The sequence below is a fragment of the Micromonospora fiedleri genome (assembly GCF_016774385.1).
Classification (GTDB): domain Bacteria; phylum Actinomycetota; class Actinomycetes; order Mycobacteriales; family Micromonosporaceae; genus Micromonospora; species Micromonospora gifhornensis.
On record NZ_JAETXL010000004.1, the window covers coordinates 519,158 to 535,843 of the forward strand.

Here is a 16,686-nt window from a genome sequence, read left to right on the forward strand (position 1 = left end):
GCGGCGTGCCGCGCCCCGCAGCCGTCAGTCCACCCCGAAGACCTTCTCCAGGTACGCCGCCACCCCGTCGACCGAGTTCGCCGAGGTGACCTCGTCGGCGATCTCCCGTACGGCGGGGTGCGCGTTGGCCACCGCCACCGCCCGGCCCGCCCAGGTCAGCAGGGGTACGTCGTTGGGCATGTCGCCGAAGGCCAGCACCTCGTCCGCCTCGATGCCGAGCCGGTGGCAGTACCACGCGAGGCCGGCCGCCTTGGTCACCCCGGCCGCCGAGATCTCCACCAGGCCGGACCGCGAGGAGTGGGTGGCCTCGGCCAGTCCGGCGAGGGCGGTGGCGACCAACTCGGTGAACCGATCGGGATCCTGCTGCTCCTCGGCCCGCACCAGCAGCTTCACCGCCGGCAGCGAGTGCAGCTCGTCCGGAGTCGTCACGACCCGGATCGCCGTGTCGTCGGCGTCCCAGCGCATCGGGTAGTGCGCCTCGTGCCGCATCTGCCGGCTGTCGGCGATCTCCACCGCGAAGCTCACCCCGGGCACCTCGTCGCGCAGCCGGCGGGCCACCTCGGCGAGCAGTTCGGGGGCCAGCGGATCGGCGCGCAGCACCTCGTCGTTGACCGGGTCGTAGACCACCGCACCGTTGGCGCAGACCGCGGGCACCGGCTCGGCCAGCTGGTCGTACACCAGTTTCAGCCAGCGGATCGGTCGGCCGGTGACCAGCACGACGGGCGTGCCCCGGGCGGAGATCCGGGCCAGCACCTCGGCGGTGTGGGCGCTGAGTGTCGCGTCGTCGCGCAGCAGCGTGCCGTCGATGTCGCTGGCGACCAGGCGTGGAAGTGCCTCCATCACCTGGACAGTAGCCGGTCGAGGTAGACCGCCACCCCGTCGTCGTCGTTGCGCAAGGTCACGTCGTCGGCCACGGCACGCAACTCGGCGTGAGCGTTCGCCACCGCCACCCGCGCCCAGCCGGCCCACTCGAACATCGGCAGGTCGTTCGGCATGTCACCGAAGACCAGCACCTCGGCCGGGTCGACGCCGAGGCTCTGCGCCACCACACTCAGCCCGGTCGCCTTGTCCACCCCCGACGGGCTGATCTCGATGAAGCCGAGCCCGGCCTGGGTGAGCGCGGCCAGGTGCGGCGGGATGATCTGTCTGGCGACCGTCAGCAACTCGTCGACATGGTGGTCCGCGGTCCGCGCAAACGCCTTGATCACGTCACCGGCCAGGCACTCGTCGCGGCTGCGTACCTCGAACCGGTCCTGATACGGCCAAGCCGGGTGGTAGTCGCCCCACAGGGGGGCGTCGTGCTCGTCGGACGCCTCGACCATCACCGTCAGCGGGCCGACCGCGGCTTCCAGGTCGGCCAGGAGGGTAGCCAGCACCTCGCTGGAGAGCCGTTCGTCGCGCAGCACCACCGGCCCGGCCGGGTCGCTCTGGTCGACCACCCGGCCGCCACCGGCCATCACCAGGAAGTCCGCCGCGCGGATGTCGTTGCGGGTCAATTCGGTCAGCCGTGGGCCCCGGCCGGTGGCACCGACCACCGGAATCCCGGCCGCACGCACCCGGTCCAGAACCTCATGGGTGTACGCCGACACGGTGTCGTCGCTGCGCACGAGCGTCCCGTCGAGGTCGGTGGCGATCAGCTTGGGCAGGCCCGGGCGGGTCATTTTTCCTCCTTCGCCCACCGCCGTCGCAGCCAGCCGTTTCCGGTCGTCAGGTGGCGACCCGGCGTGACGGCGGGCAGCAACCGTACCTCGCCGAACGGGTGGCAACCACGGCTTCCAGGCGAATCGGATGCGGCGAGCGGAAGGGCTGCTGCTTAACGTCCGGTGGCCCGCTCAACGTGCGGTGGTCTGCCGGGGCGGCGTGGGGGACCGATCAGTCGGCTCAGGGCTCGCGGGCGAAGGGCACGGTGGGGGTGACGGTGATGTCGATCGGCCGCCCGCCCTCGTCGGTGTCGGTGTCGTCGATCTGGCGGCGGGGGCGGGGCTGACGTCGACCCGGGTCGCTGGTCGCATCCTCGGGCCCGGTGGTGGTGCGGGCGAGGGCGGTGGCGAACAGCAGGACGGCGGCGAAGGCCACGATCAGTCCTCGCCCCAGCTCGACGGCGAATCCGTCCTCGGTGGAGTAGGCCAACGCCGCGCGGCCGCCGCCGTCTTCGAGGGCGACGGCGGTGGCCACCAGCACGGCGACCAGACCCACGGCCAGGGCGAAGCCGGCGACCCGGGCGTTGGCGCGTACGGCGTCGGTGCCGCGCAGCGCGAGGGCCACCGAGACGCCGAGCATCAGCATCCCGACCAGGTAGCCGACGCCCAGACCGCCGATCTCGGACACGGTGCTCGGCAACTCGATCCGCTCGCCACCGGTGGGCAGGGTGACGGTGACCCATTCGCCGAGCAGGGAGGCGAGGGTGGCGGCGACACCGAGCCCGGCCAGCAGCAGCGGTACCCGGTGGTCGTGGCCGAGGCCGCCGAGGGCCGAGCGCCACCGACTCGTGCTGGTGGTCTTCTCGTCCTCCGTGCCCCACTCAAGGACGCTTGTGCTCTCGGAGCGGTCCTCCTGGCGGGGGATGGGGAGGTCATGGGTCACCGCTGCGCCTCCTTGTGGCCGGGCTGCGTGCTCGTGGCCTGCTGCCTGCTCGTGGCTTGGCTGCCGCTCGTGGCTTGGCTGCGTGCCCAGGGCGGGGTCTGTGACGAATTCTGGCACAGCCCACCTCTCCCGTCGGGGAACGTGGACGCAGCTGGCGGGGTCGGTCGCCCGCCGGGCGTACGTTCGACTAGCGTCAACTGCATGCCTATTCGTACCGCTTCCGCACGCTGGCAGGGCAACCTCCCCGAAGGGTCCGGCACCATTCGCACGGGCAAGGGTGGACTGGAGGGCAACTACTCCTTCAAGTCCCGCTTCGAGGAGGGTGAGGGCACCAACCCCGAGGAGCTGATCGGCGCCGCGCACGCCGGCTGCTTCTCGATGGCCTTCTCCAAGGCCCTCGCCGACGCCGGCACGACGCCGACCTCCGTGGAGACCACCGCGAAGGTGCACCTGGACAAGACCGACGCGGGCTTCACCGTCACCCGCATCGCGCTGGAGACCGTAGGTGTCGTTCCCGGCATCGACGAGGCACGCTTCGCCGAGCTGGCCGAGACCGCCAAGCAGAACTGCCCCATCTCCCGCCTCCTCTCCCCCGGCGCCGAAATAACCCTCACCACCCACCTCTCCTCCTAACCCTCCCTCCCTCCCTCCCCCTCCCCACCCCTTTGACCGCCGCGATCTTGCACTTTCGGTCGGCGAGATGAGTCTTACGTCCCGTTATGCGGCGACGAAAAGTGCAAGATCGCGGGGTGGGGATGGGTTGGGGGTGGGGGAGAATGGTGGCGTGGCGGTGGAGATGGAGCGGGAGCGGTTCGAGGAACTGGTGGGGGAGGCGCTGGACGAGGTTCCGGAGGAACTGCTGGCGCTGATGAGCAACGTGGTGATTCTGGTGGAGGACGATCCTCCGCCTGGGGAGGATCTGCTCGGGTTGTATGAGGGGCACGCGTTGACCGACCGGGGGTGGGACTACGCGGGTGTCCTGCCGGACCGCATTCTGATCTACCGCAACCCGATCCTGCGGATCTGTGAGACCGAGGACGACGTCGTCGACGAAGTGGCGGTGACCGTGGTGCACGAGATCGCCCACCACTTCGGCATCGACGACGAGCGCCTGCACGACCTCGGGTGGGGTTGACGGTTTGCGCAGCTGACCTATCGTCTCGACCAGGCACGGCCGAGTACGGAGGAAGACATGCGCAGCGAACTGTTCTCAGCGGCGAACCTGGAGCAGGAGTCCGCACAGCCCGGCATGCGGCTCCAGAACTCCAAGATGCTCAAGATCGAGCTCAATGGCGAGATGCTGGCCCGCGTCGGTTCGATGGTTGCGTACCAGGGACATGTGCAGTTCCAGGCGCTCGGCTCCGGCGGGCTGGGCAACTTCCTCAAGCAGAAGCTCACCGGCGAAGGCGTGCCGCTGATGAAGCTCACCGGCCAGGGTGACGTCTTCCTGGCCGACTTCGCCAAGGACGTGCACATCATCGACCTGGAACCGGGCGACGCGCTGTCCATCAACGGCTCCAGCGTGCTGGCCTTCGACCCCAGCCTCCAGTACGACATCAAGATGGTCGGCGGGGCGGGCATGGCCTCGACCGGCCTGTTCAACTGCGTCTTCACCGGCCACGGCCGGATCGCCGTGACCACCCGGGGCACCCCGGTGGTGCTCGCCGTCGACGCGCCCACCTATGTGGATCCGCAGGCGGCGGTCTGCTGGTCGGCCGGCCTGCAGACCGGCTACCACCGGGCCGACCAGCTCGGGTTGGGCACGCTGCTGGGCCGTACCACGGGCGAGGCGTACACGATGAGCTTCGCGGGGCAGGGCTTCGTCGTCGTCCAGCCGTCCGAGGAACCGCCGATCATGGGCAGCGGTCAGCAGGATCAGGGCGGGGTGCTCGGCGGCCTGTTCCGCTGAGCCGACTCAGCTCAGCTCGCCGGCCCTGAGCCGGGCGAGCCAGGCCGCCGCGTCGGCGTAGTCGGCGTCGGAGAGACCGGCCGGGGCGGGCACCGGCTGCTCGCCCTCGGCCCCGCTCCACCGGTGACGCGGATAGGAGCCGAGGAAGCGTACGTCGGCGCAGACCCGCCGTAGCCCCTGGAGCGCCTCGCCCAGCCGGACGTCGGCGACGTGGCCGGTGCAGTCGAGGAAGAAGACGTACTCCCCGAGGGCCTTGCCGGTCGGCCGGGACTCGATCCGGCTCAGGTTCACACCCCGGACCGCAAGCTCCATGAGTACGGACAACAGCGCGCCGACCCGGTCGTGCGCGATGTACACCGCCAGCGTCGTCACGTCGTCGCCGGTCGGCGGCGGTGGTGGACCCGGCCGGGCGACCAGGGCGAACCGGGTCACCGCGTCGGGATGATCGGCGATCTTGTCAGCGAGCACGGCCAGCCGGTGTCGCGTCGCGCCCACCGGAGCACAGATCGCCGCGTCGTACTCGCCGGTGGCCGCGCCGGCCGCCGCCGAGCCGTTGGAGAGTACGTCGATCACTGTCGCGTCCGGCAGGTACGTCCGCAGCCAGCCGCGACACTGCGTGGACGCCTGCGGATGGGCGGCCACGGTGCGAACCGCCGACAGCTGGGTGCCCGCACGCGCACCGAGGACGAACTCCACCGGCAGGATCACCTCGCGGGTGATCACCAACGGCTCGCCCTCGGCCAACTCGTCCAGGGTCACCCCGACCGCGCCGCCGATCGAGTTCTCCAGCGGGACCAGCGCGGCGTCGGCGTCACCGGCGCGTACCGCGTCCAGCGCCTCACCGACGCTGCGGGCCGGCGTACGCGTGCCCCGCTCGGCCGCGGGCAGGGTGCGCAACGCCTGCTCCGCGAAGGTCCCCTCGGGACCGAGGAAGGCGAAGCGGGTCGGCGGTGTTCCCGGCATGGCGTCCAGCCTACGCACCCGGTCCGGGTGAGGTGGTCGAAGGCGTCGCAGCGGGCGTCGTCGGCAACGGCGTCGGTGTGGTCGGGAACCGCGTCGGCAACGGCACGGTGACCGGGGCGTCGTCGCCGCAGGCCAGCCTACGGACGCCGGGCGGCGCGGTGACCCGTACCTCGACCGAGCACACGTCGGTGCCGGCGGTGACCAGCCGTAGCGCGCCCGCCTGCCGACGGGTGACCACGTGCAGCGGCTCGTAGCCGGTCACGTCGAGGGCGGTGAAGTGCCAGTCCGCGGCGCACAACGGGCCTTCGCTGACCTTGACCTTCGCGTTGCGGGGCAGGAGGCCGGAGCGCCCCCGGACCAGATCGACGACGCCCTGACCCGACGGTTCACCCCGGCAGGCCGCGGCGACCAGGCCGGCATCCGTCGTCGGAACGGCCGTGCCGGCGACGGGCGGTACGGCGATGGAGGGCGAGGGCGTGACGGGCCCGGAGGAACTGGGAGGCGCCGTGGCGGTCGGCAATCCGGATGTGCCGCCATCGCGCACCTCGGGAGGCTCGCCACAGCCGGACAGCAGCAGCCCGCTCAGCGCCAGGACACCGGCCGCCCAGCCGACGCGCGGGCGCGGGTCGGGGCGGGCCGGGAGACGGCCGGCAGCGGCGCGACGGAGGGGACTGGGCGACACGGGAGGGATCCTCGGGGAATGCGGGGGCGTGCATGGGGTGGGGCCCATGGTAGGAGGATCCGTTGCCGTGGTGGAAGACCGCACCGACAGCGGCCCGCGAGCCTGCGCCGGTGACCGGTGCTCAGACCTCGGAGAAGAAGGTCAGCGAGCCGGCGACGGCACCACCGGCGAGCACCGGGGTGGAGACCGCGTCAACGGTCGCGTCGGGCCCACCGACGGTGGCCGACTCGATGCGTAACAGACCTCGGGCCAGCCGGCCCGAGGTGAGCGCGAGCAGCGGTGGGATCTTGTCGATCTCCGGCTCGGTCAGCTCGCCCCGGTTGGCGGTGAAGTCCAGCAGGCGCAACCCGCCGTCGAGCAACGGCAGGCCGATCAGCTCCTCCGGCGTACCCAGACAGAGCAGCTCGCAGCCGGCGGCGGAGACGGCCACCACCCGCGTCTGGTCGTCGATCAGCAGGCACGGCTCGTCCGCGCTGGACACCGTCGCCGACCAGCGACCGATGTTGTCGCACTCCTGCTCTGTCGGTGTCCCCGTCGTGGGCGCGAACACTTCCGAGAGCGAGAGTTCGACGTGGGCCACCGCGCCTCCTATGTACACCGACGGTACGTCCACGCTAGCCGGTCATCGCGGCGATCGCCGACCGTGCGTCGCGCATCGGGTCGTCGGTGGGATCGGTGTCCCGGTCGGCAGCTGAGCCGGCCGGGACGAATACCGAGCCGGGACAGCCCGGCCGCGTGGCGTCGTGGCAGACGTTACCGGTGGGTGGCCGCCTTGTCAGCGGCCGTTCGGCCGTCCTCGTACCACCGGTAGTCCGCCGCCGGCTGGTGTCCACCGGTGGTCCAGGTGCTGGGATGCTGGGCCACCCGGGAAAGCTTCTCCGCCGTGGCCGGACTGATCCGGTTGCCGCCCGCGACGAGCAACCTGTCGAGTTCCCGGTGCGTGGCCATCAGGCAGTCCTTCGGCAGGCCGTAGACGCTGATCACGCCGGAGCCGACGAAGGTCAGCACCGGCGTGACCGGAATCGGATGGCCGACAGCTGCGGTGAGCGCCTTGCTGGCTCGCCGGGCGTCCCGCCGGGCCTCCGTCACGTACGGCGGACGCTTGCCGTTGATCTGCACCACGTCACCGGCGACAAGTACGCGAGCCCGGCCGTGGTCGGCGATGGTGACGGCGAAGAGGCCGCTGGGACCGATGGCGAGGAACCCGGCCCGGTTGTCGTCGCTCTCGTCGAGCAGCACGTCGGCGGGGTCCACCCGGGGCCAGTCGACGACGTGCCAGGCCGGCCCGAGGTGACCCAGTTGGCCCAGCGCGCGGGCACCGGCTGCCTCCAGCCGCCGTGCGCCACGCTCGGCCCGGCGACGCCGGGCCCACTCCAACGGGGACGGACGAGCGGCCACCCCTGCCGCCTCCGTCCGGGGGTGCGGTACCGCCACGGGCGGCAGTGCCCGGGTCGGGGGTACGGCTCGACGAGCGGGGAAGACAGTCATCGCGACCTCCGGCAAAAGGTCCCTCGAAGTTACGTTCTCACTACACTACGTTGCTGGTCCGGGTGGTCGGCAAGCCGGAGCGCCGGAATGACTGCGGATGAATGCCGTATTCATCCACAGCTGTTTTCCCAGATGCCGCCAAACCCTGTCCTACGCTGCGAGAGTGAGCCACTACGTGGACAGTGAGGTCGGTCGGCTCGGCAGCGTGCTGTTGCACCGACCGGGGCCGGAACTCGCCCGACTCACCCCACGCAACAACGACTCCCTGCTGTTCGACGCGATCCCCTGGGTGGGGCGGGCACAGGAGGAGCACGACGGCTTCGCCGACGCGCTGCGCGCACGCGGCGTCGAGGTGCTCTACCTGACCGACCTGCTCACCGAGACGTTGGCGGTGGCCGACGCCCGGCACGAACTCACCGAACAGGTGCTCAGCTCGCCCCGACTCGGCGACACCCTGCGGGCCCGGGTGGCCGCTCACCTGTCGTACCTCGACCCGGCCGCCCTCGCCGGTGTCCTGGTGGCCGGTCTGGCCCACGAGGAACTGAGAATCGGCCGGGACCGCCCGGGTGGGCTGGTGTACACCCTGATGGACCGGCACGACTTCGTCATCGAACCGCTGCCCAACCTGCTGTTCACCCGCGACTCGTCGTTGTGGATCCGGGACCGCGTGGGCGTGACCAGCCTGGCCATGCCGGCCCGCCGTCGGGAGACCACCCTGACGGACGCGATCTACCGCCACCATCCACGGTTCGCCAACACCGAGTTCGTCTACCGGCCCGAGCTGGAGCACCTGGAGGGCGGCGACGTCCTGCTGCTGGCGCCCGGGGTGCTGGCCGTCGGGGTGGGCGAGCGGACCACCCCGGCCGGTGCCGAGCGGCTGGCCCGTCGGGTCTTCGCCGCCGAACTGGCCCACACCATCCTCGTCGTGCCGATCGCCCAGGAACGGGCGACCATGCACCTCGACACCATCTGCACGATGGTCGACGTCGACGCGGTGCTGATGTACCCGAACGTCGCCGCCTCGCTGTCGGCGTACACCGTGATCGCCGGCACCGACGGCGACGACCCGCGGGTCGACGGGCCGGCGCCGTTCCTGCGGGCGGCGGCCGACGCGATGGACCTGGACCAGCTCCGGGTCATCGACACCGGCCTGGACCCGGTCACCGCCGAGCGGGAACAGTGGGACGACGGCAACAACACGCTGGCGCTGGCACCCCGACTCTGCGTCGGCTACGAACGCAACATCGAGACCAACGCGCAGCTGGAACGGGCCGGCATCGAGATCATCACGATCGCCGGCTCCGAACTCGGCTCCGGGCGGGGTGGCCCCCGCTGCATGTCCTGCCCGCTGCTGCGGGGATGAGAAGAGCGGCCTCAGCGCAGGGTGAGCTGGCGGCCGAGCAGACCCTGCCGGGACCGGCGAGCCGCCGCGTCGAGCGGGCCGGTCTCGGCGAGCGCCTCGGCGTACCGCTTGGCGAACTCGGCGACCGGCTCCTCCCAGTCGCTCGCCGGCACGTCCTCGGGCAGATCCCAGACCGGCACCAGTCGCCCGTGCGCGCGGAACATGCCCGCGAACTTGGTCGACTCAGCCAGGGGCAGCGAGCCGGCCGCGCTCAGCCGCGCCAGGGCGTCCAGGGCGGCCTCCTCGTCCTCGGGCAGCACCCAGCGCACGTGCGCCTTCTCCGGCACCCGGCACCAGTACGCGGCAGGTGCGGCAGCCAACCGTACGGTCGGGTAGATCGCCGCGTTGGCCCGCTCCAGCGATGCCTGCACGGTCGGGTCGTCGACGGCCTCCGGAACCAGCCAGAACTCGAACCCCTCGTGCAGGGTGATCTCCAGCGGACCGTCCGCCAGGATGTCCTGGAGTCGAGGACCGGGGCCGGGCAGCGGCGGTACGGCGACCGGCGCGCCCGGTTCCGTCCGCAGCGCGCAGAGCAGCGACTCGGCCAGATCCCGCGACACGTCACCGGACTGCTGGTGTCGCTGGAGCCCGATGAAGACGCGCCCGTCCTGCCGGCTCATCGCCGGCGCGGCCATCGGCAGCACCGTGGCCAGCGTGATCGGGCGGTCGCCGTACTCCTCGGTCAGCTCCGGGGTGAGCCGCAGCGGCGCGGAGGCGGCCGGCACCAGCTCGCGCAGGGCGATCCACTCCGGCTCGTCGGCCAGCCCTTCGAAGGGGCGGGGCACGAAGACGTCGCGTACCCGCTCCCGCTTCGTGCTCGGAGTGGCCGCCCGCTGGTTCTTTCGACGCTTGCTCACGGCGAGACAGCCTAGAGGCCCCGGCGGCACCGCGTGGGCCGGACCCACCCCTGCCACCGTGGCGGGCCGTTCAGCCGGCGGTCACCAGGCCCGGCCGCTGCGGCACGGGATCGAAATCGGCCCAGACACTCTGCCCGAGGCCGTCGCGTTCCACGCCCCACCGGTTGGCCAGCCCGGAGACGATGTGCAGGCCGCGACCGTCGGCCGCGCCCAGGTCGGCGGGCCGGATCTGCGGACCGCAGGCAGCCCCGCCGTCGGTGACCTGGAGCCGGACCTGGGTGCCCTCGGTCGTGGCGCGCAGCCGCCAGGACACCCGGACCACCCCACCGGGCAGCGGATCGGCGTGCCGGACGGCGTTGCCCACCAACTCGGCCAGGACCGCCACCAGGTCGGCGAGGACCGTCGGGGTCACCACCTCGGCCAACTCGGTGGCGAGCCGGTGTCGGGCGACCCGCGCCCCGGTGGCGTGGTGCGGCACCACCACGCACCACGCTCGTTCGACAGCTGTGGTCGACACCTCTGCCCCTCTTCCGCCCCCGTTGTTCCCACCGGTCACCGGCAGGGCAGTCGCATCTCTGCGACCGTACCGCCGCCGGTCCTCGGTCGAAGGAATACCCATCCATTCTGCTGTTCAACGATCCGACGGACGAGATAGAGGCCCAGACCGGTGCCGGGATAGCGCCGCCGGTCGCCGGAGTCGCCCTGCCAGAACCGTTCGAAGGCGCGTTCGACGTGTTCCGGGCGGATGCCGATGCCGCGATCACTGACCTGAAGGCTGACCGTCCGGCCGTCGGCCGCTGCGCTGATCTCGATGGGCGAGCCGGGCGGTGAGTACTTTCCGGCGTTGGTGACCAGTTCGGTGAGCACGGTGGCGAGGCTCTGCCGGTGCCCGACCGCCCGGGGCAGGTCGGCCGGCACCTGGAGCGTGGCGCGGCGACGCAGGTCGGCCGGCAGGTTGGCGACGGCGACCCGGAGCGTCTCGGCGAAGTCGAACGGGGCCGGTGGGCCGTCGCCCGGCCACACCTCGGCGGCGGAGGAGAGCAGCCGGTCGAGCAGCCGGGCCAGTTCGTTCGCCCGTTGCCCGATGACCCGGGCCGCCTGCCGTCGGTCGGCCTCGCCGAGCGAGTCCCAGTGATCGTTGAGGGTGTCCGCGTACCCCTTGATGACGGTCACCGGGGTACGCAGCTCGTGGCTGGTGACGGCGACGAAGAGGTCGCGTTCGCGGTCGTGGCGTTGCTGGTCGAGGGCGTCCCGCAGGTCCGGTCCGTCGGCGCGGGTCGCGACTGTCGGATCGTCACCCTGCACCGGCAGATGGCTGTGGTCGCCGTACATGTGCGCGATGCAGGTGCCGAGGTATGCGACGACGCCCCGTTCCTCGGTGCTGGGTTCGTCGGCGTCGGCGGGGTAGAGGGCGTGCAGACTGCCGACGGTGTGCCCGCCGAGTTCCGCCCGGGACACGACCATGCGCAGCAGGCCACGGCCGGCCAGTTCGACGGCGAGTTGGTTGGTCAGCTGGTCGGTGCGTACGCACCGCACGCGCGGCCCGGAGAGCAGGCAGGTGGTGGCCGGGTCGTTGGCGGGCACCGGCCGGCCGACGATCCACTCGGCGGCGCCGGTGGCGGCGATCACCCGCCCACCGCTCGGCGCGAACTCCACGAACGCCATGCCTGCCGCACCGAGGGCCGGCTGGGCCATCCGGAGCAGTCGGTTCAGGACCGGCAGGCCCGCGTCACCGGAATTGATCATCTCGATGATGACGGTGTGCCCGGCGATGAGGGCCGAGTAGTCGGTGCGGTCCGGCATGACCCAGAGTGTGCCCCGCGATTCGTGTATCTGGGCACCCCCGAGTTGGTTACCGGGCCAATCGGGCAAGCGTGTGCGCCGGACGGTCGGTGATCACGCCGTCGACCCCGGCGGCCAGCACCAGGTCGAGGTCGTTCGGCTCGTTCACCGTCCAGACGTAGACCTGGTTGCCGGCTGCCCGCAGGGCGGGCACCAGCATCGGCCGGGTCCGCACCAGCCCGATGCCCGGACCGGCGATGCCGGCACCGAACGGCAGGCGGCCGAGGCGCAGCCAGCGCGGCAGCACCTCCAGCAGCAGCACCGTCGGCAGCGCGGGAGCAAGAGCCCGGATCCGGCGTACGGCCAGCGGGGAGAACGACATCACGGTGACCTGTACCGGGGCGTCCGGCCGCGGTTCGGCCAGCCCGTGGCGGCGCAGCAGGGCGACAAGTCGGCGTTCGACGTGCCCGCCGTGGCGGGACGGGTGCTTGGTCTCCACCAGCAGCCGTACCGGTCGACCGGCGGCGAGGACGGCCTCCAGCAGCCGTTCGAGGGTGAGTAGCCGGGTGTGCGAGTCGTCGAGCACCTCGTCACCGTCGGGCGGTACGCAGCCCGGGTGCCAGGAGCCGAAATCCAGGCTCTCCAACTCGGCGAGGGTACGGGTGCTGACCGGGCCCCGGCCGTTGCTGGTCCGGTCCAACCGACGGTCGTGTACGCAGACCAGGTGCCCGTCGCGGGTCAGCCGTACGTCGCACTCCAACCCGTCGGCACCCTCGTCGAGCGCCCGCAGGTAGGCCGCAAGGGTGTGTTCGGGCAGGTCGTGCGAGGCGCCACGGTGCGCGAATACGAGGGGTGCGCCCATTGCGCCCTACAGGACCCGGCCCGGCTGCCCGTTGTCGGCGACCACCGGCCGTCCGGCGCTCGCCCAGTCGCCCATTCCGCCCGCGACGTTGCGGACCTGGTCCCACCCGTTGCGCATCAGGTACGACACGACCTGGGCGGAGCGCCCACCCGAGCGGCAGATGACGGCCACGTCGCGGTCGGTCGGCACCTCGGCGATCCGGGCCGGCAACTCCATCATCGGCAGGTGGTGGGCCTCCGGGGCGTGGCCGGCGGCCCACTCGTCGTCCTCCCGGACGTCGAGCAGGTACGTGTCGTCGGTGATCTCGGAAACGGTCACGGTGGGAATCTGGGATCCGAACACGGGTACCAAGGGTAGATCCTCGGCGGGCCCGGCGAGGATCTACGCCACCGATCGATGCCGTCAGAGCCGGGTCACCCAGCGCGGATGCGCCCCGGCCCACTGCGGCATCCGGGTGCCGCGGACCGCCTCGAACAGTCCCTCACCGCCGTTGTCGAGCAGGACGTAGGAGACCTGGTCGATGGTCTGCGGGTACGACGGCACCTGCACACCGCGTAGCCCGTCGGTGGAGAGCCCGCGCAGGGCGAGCAGCAGATCCTCCACCGGTACGCCGTTGGTGTCCACGGTCAACGACTCGCCGACAGCCTGGATGAGCTGGTGCATCTGGACGGGGTTGGTGCGTACCCGGGTCTCGCCCGCCCGTTCGAGCATCGCCCCCAGCAGTTGCTGCTGGTGGGTCTGCCGGTCGTAGTCGCCGCCGGGCAGGTCGTAGCGCTGGCGTACGTAGTCGAGCGCCGCAGCGCCGTCCATCCGCTGACAGCCGGGCTGGAAGACCCGGTTGGTGTGGATCGAGCGCACCTCGGTGCGTACGCACATCTCGACGCCGTCGAGCAGGTCGATGACGCTGCGTAGCCCGGCGAAGTCGACCAGGGCGGCGCCGTCGAAGCGGATCCCGGTGAGCCGGGTCAGGGTGGTGGAGAGCAGCTGGGCGCCGGACTGGCCGCCCCCGCCGTACTCGTAAGCGGTGTTGATCTTGTCTTCGCCGCCCGGCCAACCGGCCGCGGCCGGGATGCTGACCAGCAGGTCCCGGGGTACGGAGACGAGGTAGCCCTCGCGCAGCCCGGCGGGGATGTGCACGATGAGGATGGTGTCGGTGCGTTGCTCCGGAGCGGTGTCGCCGGGACGCCGGTCCGAGCCGACGAGCAGGTAGTTGAGCGGCCCGTCCAGGTCGGTACGGCCGGTGCGGGCGGACGGATCGAGCAACTGCTCGTGGGTGATGGTGCGTTCGTACCGGTCGGCGAGCACCCGGAGGCCGACCACGGCGACCGCCGCCAGCAGCACCACCACCAGCCCGGCCCCGAGCAGCACGCGCGCCCAGCGCGGATGCCGGGAACCCTTCCCCGGCGGCCGCGTTCCGCCGTCGCGCGCCCGACTGGCCGTGACGTCCCTCCCGCTAGCTCAACCTGAACACTTCTCATGTCAGGCTAGGAGAGGTTCACACAGCGTGACGGGGGTTTGCGGAGATCCGCGCCCCGCCGGTCACTTCCGGTTGGAGATCACCTCGGGGTTGTAGAAGACGAACTCGGCGAGCTTGTCCTGCCGGACCGCCCGGAACATGTCCAGGGTCTGCTCGTCGAGCGCCTCGTTGCCGTTGCCCTTGGCGTTGTACGTGCCGCCGTTGGTCTTCAGCATGATCAGCTCGTTGCCGGTGACGCCGCGCATGGTGAAGACGAAGTCCTCCACCGAGACGCCGCCGGTGTCGAGGATGAACGCCTTGCCCGCCGCCTTGATCAACTCGTTCAGCTTGCCCAGGTTGGTCAGCGTGCCGTTCTGGCTGGCCTTCTTCGCCATCGCCTTGATCAGCTGCTGCTGGTTCTGCTGGCGGTCGTAGTCGCTGTTGGCCAGACCGTAGCGCTGCCGGGAGAAGTCCAGCGCGGCCCAGCCCTCCATCTCCTGGCAGCCCTTCTTGTGCACCACCGGAGTACGCGGCTTGCCGGTCTTCTTGGCATCCGCGTTCCACATCGGCTTGCCATCGACGTACGACATGTGGGTCGACTTGACGTCCTGCTTCGGGCAGATCCGTACCGAGCCGAGGGCGTCGATGACGTTCTTGAAGCCGCCGAAGTTGATGATGGCCGCGCCGTCGAAGCTGACGCCGGTCATGTTCTTGATCGTCTGAGCCATCACCTGGGCGCCACCCTCCCAGCCGCCGCCGTTGCGGGCGCCGACCTGGAACGCAGCGTTGATCTTGTCGACCCCGCCGGCGTAGTTGCCCTTTGGCCAGGCCGGGATCTGCGCCTCGGTGTCCCGGGGAATGGAGATCAGGTACGCCTGGTCGTGGGTGGCCGGGATGTGCAGCACGATGATGCTGTCCGCCCGGACGTCGTCGGCGGCCCAGCGCTCCCGGGCGTCCACGCCCAGCAGCAGCATGTCGATCGGGCCCTTGAGGTCGGACCCGCCCTCGGCCAACGTCTTGCCCGCGTCGCCGAGCAGATTGCGCTGGGTGATGCTGCCGGTGGCCTGGCTGATCACCGCCTTGCTGCCGACGATGGCGACACCGCTGGTCATCATCAGCACGGCTCCGGCCACCACGGTGAGTCGGGCCCAGAGCGGATCCTTGCGCCGCGGACGCCCCTTCCCGGCCTTACCGGACCGTTTCTTGCCCCCGGGCGGCGGCGGTGGGGTGGCTGTCGCATGAGGTGGTTCGAGCAAGGCGGAACTGTGAACCGGCATGCGCGCTCCAGCTCTTGTGTAGCAAAAGGGGGCGGAGACACTTTACGTACGCAATCCCGCCGAAGCGAGTTCTCATGACGGCCAGTTACTGTTCTCCGCCGCGTCATCCTGGCGAAATGACCGAACGGTCAGAATCAATCATCCGATCAGCCGTTGGCTCACAGGAAGGGTTCAGCTGGCTGCGTCAGCCGTTGCCGCTGGTCGATGGCTTGTTGGCCGACATCCACTCGGCCATCGTGTCGGCGGACATCGCGCGGTACATGGCCAGGGCCTTCTCCCGGTCGGAGACCACCACCGACTCGCCGTTGATGGTCTGGCTGCCCAGGTGCGGGCTGGTGACGAAGGTGAGGTTCTCGCCCCGCAGGTTGCGGAACTGCACCGCCATGTCGGTGAGCGAGAAGCCGTGATCGACCGTGACCGCGTCGGTCACCGACCGGAGGAAGGCGTTCAGCTTCTTCGGGTTGGTCAGCGTGCCCGAGCTGGCCGCCTTGTCCATCAGGGCACGCAGGAACTCCTGCTGGTGGCGCATCCGGGCGAAGTCGCCGTCGGGGAACTGCTTGCGCTGACGGATCCAGTCCAGCGCCTCGGTCCCGTTCATGTGGTTGGTGCCCTTGGTGAACTTCCGGTACGGCTTGTGGATCGAGGTGATCGTCCGCTCCACCTCCAGATCCACTCCACCGAGGGCATCGGTGACCTGCTTGAAGCCACCGAAGTCGACCGCCATCACGTGATCGATGTGCACGTCGGTGAAGCACTCGACCGTGCGTACCGCCAGCGGCAGCCCGCCGAAGGCGAAGGCAGCGTTGATCTTGCGGCGCTGGCCGGAGCCGCAGTCCGCGCCGGCGCTCTCCGGGATCGGCACGTACAGGTCACGGGGGATGGAGACCAGGTACGCCTTCTGGTGGTCGGCGGGGATGTGCATGACGATGATCGTGTCGGCCCGCCACTCACCCGGCCGATCCATCGGCGCGTCCGGATCCCGCGAGTCGGTGCCGACCATGAGGATGTTCAGCGCGCCGTCCACCGACTTCGCCGGCCGACCGCCGGTGATCTCCGAGAAGGGGTCGGTCCGGGCCAGGTTCTTGTCCAGGCTGCGGGCGTAGAACCAGGCCCCACCGCCACCGATCAACGCCAGCGCGAGCACGACGACGCCGGCCACCAGGGCGATGCGCCGCCAGTGCGGTCCCCGCCTCCGGGGCGGACCACTGCCCGGGCCTCCCGGCCCCAGCGGCCCACGCGGGCCGCCCGGCCCGCCGGACCGTACCGGCTCCTCGTCGTAGCCGGGCTGCCACTGGGCGGTGTCGGCCGGTCGGGCGGCACGCCCGCCGCGACCGGGGCCCGGCACCGCCGCGCGCCCGGCGCTGCGGTGCAGGTGAGGGAGCCGGGGGGCATCGGGGCTGGTCGCTGACATGTAACTCAGGGTAC

18 protein-coding genes and 1 pseudogene are annotated in these 16,686 nt (G+C 71.0%); 4 read left to right on the top strand and 15 right to left on the bottom strand.

Annotated features, from left to right (window positions below):
- Positions 1–24 precede the first annotated feature (24 nt).
- The 3 genes from JMF97_RS13350 to JMF97_RS13360 all read right to left on the bottom strand — a co-directional run bounded on the left by JMF97_RS13350 (position 25) and on the right by JMF97_RS13360 (position 2,583).
- Positions 25–840, bottom strand: coding sequence for an HAD family hydrolase (locus JMF97_RS13350; RefSeq protein ID WP_203221845.1), 816 nt, complete (start codon positions 838–840; stop codon positions 25–27).
- A complete protein-coding gene (locus JMF97_RS13355) occupies positions 840–1,661 on the bottom strand; it encodes an HAD family hydrolase (RefSeq protein ID WP_203221846.1) in 822 nt (273 codons plus the stop codon). Before JMF97_RS13355 ends, JMF97_RS13350 begins: the two co-directional genes overlap by 1 nt.
- Positions 1,662–1,881: 220 nt before the next feature.
- Positions 1,882–2,583 (bottom strand): hypothetical protein, encoded by a 702-nt coding sequence (locus JMF97_RS13360; RefSeq protein ID WP_203221847.1) that lies wholly within the window; start codon positions 2,581–2,583, stop codon positions 1,882–1,884.
- Positions 2,584–2,784: 201 nt separating this feature from the next.
- On the opposite strand from JMF97_RS13360, the gene JMF97_RS13365 reads away from it, so the two are divergent.
- The 3 genes from JMF97_RS13365 to JMF97_RS13375 all read left to right on the top strand — a co-directional run bounded on the left by JMF97_RS13365 (position 2,785) and on the right by JMF97_RS13375 (position 4,492).
- The gene (locus JMF97_RS13365; RefSeq protein ID WP_013736534.1) at positions 2,785–3,216 is read left to right on the top strand and encodes an OsmC family protein; all 432 of its coding nucleotides are present in this window, start codon (positions 2,785–2,787) and stop codon (positions 3,214–3,216) included.
- A 157-nt stretch (positions 3,217–3,373) separates the two neighbouring features.
- A complete protein-coding gene (locus JMF97_RS13370) occupies positions 3,374–3,718 on the top strand; it encodes a metallopeptidase family protein (RefSeq protein ID WP_203221989.1) in 345 nt (114 codons plus the stop codon).
- A gap of 57 nt (positions 3,719–3,775) precedes the next feature.
- Positions 3,776–4,492, top strand: a complete 717-nt coding sequence (locus tag JMF97_RS13375; RefSeq protein ID WP_013736532.1) for an AIM24 family protein — start codon at positions 3,776–3,778, stop codon at positions 4,490–4,492.
- A 6-nt stretch (positions 4,493–4,498) separates the two neighbouring features.
- Here the strand turns inward: JMF97_RS13375 and pheA are convergent, their stop codons facing one another.
- The 4 genes and pseudogenes from pheA to JMF97_RS13395 all read right to left on the bottom strand — a co-directional run bounded on the left by pheA (position 4,499) and on the right by JMF97_RS13395 (position 7,625).
- Positions 4,499–5,455, bottom strand: coding sequence for a prephenate dehydratase (pheA, locus tag JMF97_RS13380; RefSeq protein WP_013736531.1), 957 nt, complete (start codon positions 5,453–5,455; stop codon positions 4,499–4,501).
- Between the two features lie 127 nt (positions 5,456–5,582).
- Positions 5,583–6,047 (bottom strand): annotated as a pseudogene (locus tag JMF97_RS13385) (hypothetical protein); the annotation flags it as partial.
- Between the two features lie 211 nt (positions 6,048–6,258).
- Positions 6,259–6,717, bottom strand: a complete 459-nt coding sequence (locus JMF97_RS13390) for a hypothetical protein (protein WP_203221848.1) — start codon at positions 6,715–6,717, stop codon at positions 6,259–6,261.
- 173 nt (positions 6,718–6,890) lie between these two features.
- Positions 6,891–7,625 (bottom strand): hypothetical protein, encoded by a 735-nt coding sequence (locus JMF97_RS13395; protein WP_043722371.1) that lies wholly within the window; start codon positions 7,623–7,625, stop codon positions 6,891–6,893.
- Between the two features lie 163 nt (positions 7,626–7,788).
- Between JMF97_RS13395 and JMF97_RS13400 the strand changes: the two genes are divergently transcribed.
- Positions 7,789–8,988: an arginine deiminase gene (locus tag JMF97_RS13400; protein ID WP_203221849.1), complete on the top strand. Its 1,200-nt coding sequence runs from the start codon at positions 7,789–7,791 to the stop codon at positions 8,986–8,988.
- Positions 8,989–8,999: 11 nt separating this feature from the next.
- On the opposite strand, the gene JMF97_RS13405 is transcribed toward JMF97_RS13400, so the two are convergent.
- From JMF97_RS13405 to JMF97_RS13440, 8 genes are all read right to left on the bottom strand, one after another.
- A complete protein-coding gene (locus tag JMF97_RS13405; RefSeq protein WP_203221850.1) occupies positions 9,000–9,884 on the bottom strand; it encodes a DUF5926 family protein in 885 nt (294 codons plus the stop codon).
- 70 nt (positions 9,885–9,954) lie between these two features.
- Positions 9,955–10,368 (bottom strand): ATP-binding protein, encoded by a 414-nt coding sequence (locus JMF97_RS13410; RefSeq protein WP_307816906.1) that lies wholly within the window; start codon positions 10,366–10,368, stop codon positions 9,955–9,957.
- Between the two features lie 68 nt (positions 10,369–10,436).
- Entirely contained in the window at positions 10,437–11,687 is a 1,251-nt protein-coding gene (locus JMF97_RS13415; protein WP_203221852.1) for a sensor histidine kinase, read from the bottom strand.
- A gap of 49 nt (positions 11,688–11,736) precedes the next feature.
- Positions 11,737–12,528: a glycerophosphodiester phosphodiesterase gene (locus tag JMF97_RS13420; protein WP_203221853.1), complete on the bottom strand. Its 792-nt coding sequence runs from the start codon at positions 12,526–12,528 to the stop codon at positions 11,737–11,739.
- Positions 12,529–12,534: 6 nt separating this feature from the next.
- Positions 12,535–12,870, bottom strand: a complete 336-nt coding sequence (locus JMF97_RS13425; protein WP_203221854.1) for a rhodanese-like domain-containing protein — start codon at positions 12,868–12,870, stop codon at positions 12,535–12,537.
- Positions 12,871–12,930: 60 nt separating this feature from the next.
- Positions 12,931–13,896, bottom strand: a complete 966-nt coding sequence (locus tag JMF97_RS13430) for an LCP family protein (RefSeq protein ID WP_438803752.1) — start codon at positions 13,894–13,896, stop codon at positions 12,931–12,933.
- A 171-nt stretch (positions 13,897–14,067) separates the two neighbouring features.
- Positions 14,068–15,261: an LCP family protein gene (locus JMF97_RS13435; protein ID WP_412101268.1), complete on the bottom strand. Its 1,194-nt coding sequence runs from the start codon at positions 15,259–15,261 to the stop codon at positions 14,068–14,070.
- Between the two features lie 184 nt (positions 15,262–15,445).
- The gene (locus tag JMF97_RS13440) at positions 15,446–16,672 is read right to left on the bottom strand and encodes an LCP family protein (RefSeq protein WP_203221855.1); all 1,227 of its coding nucleotides are present in this window, start codon (positions 16,670–16,672) and stop codon (positions 15,446–15,448) included.
- Positions 16,673–16,686: the final 14 nt, after the last annotated feature.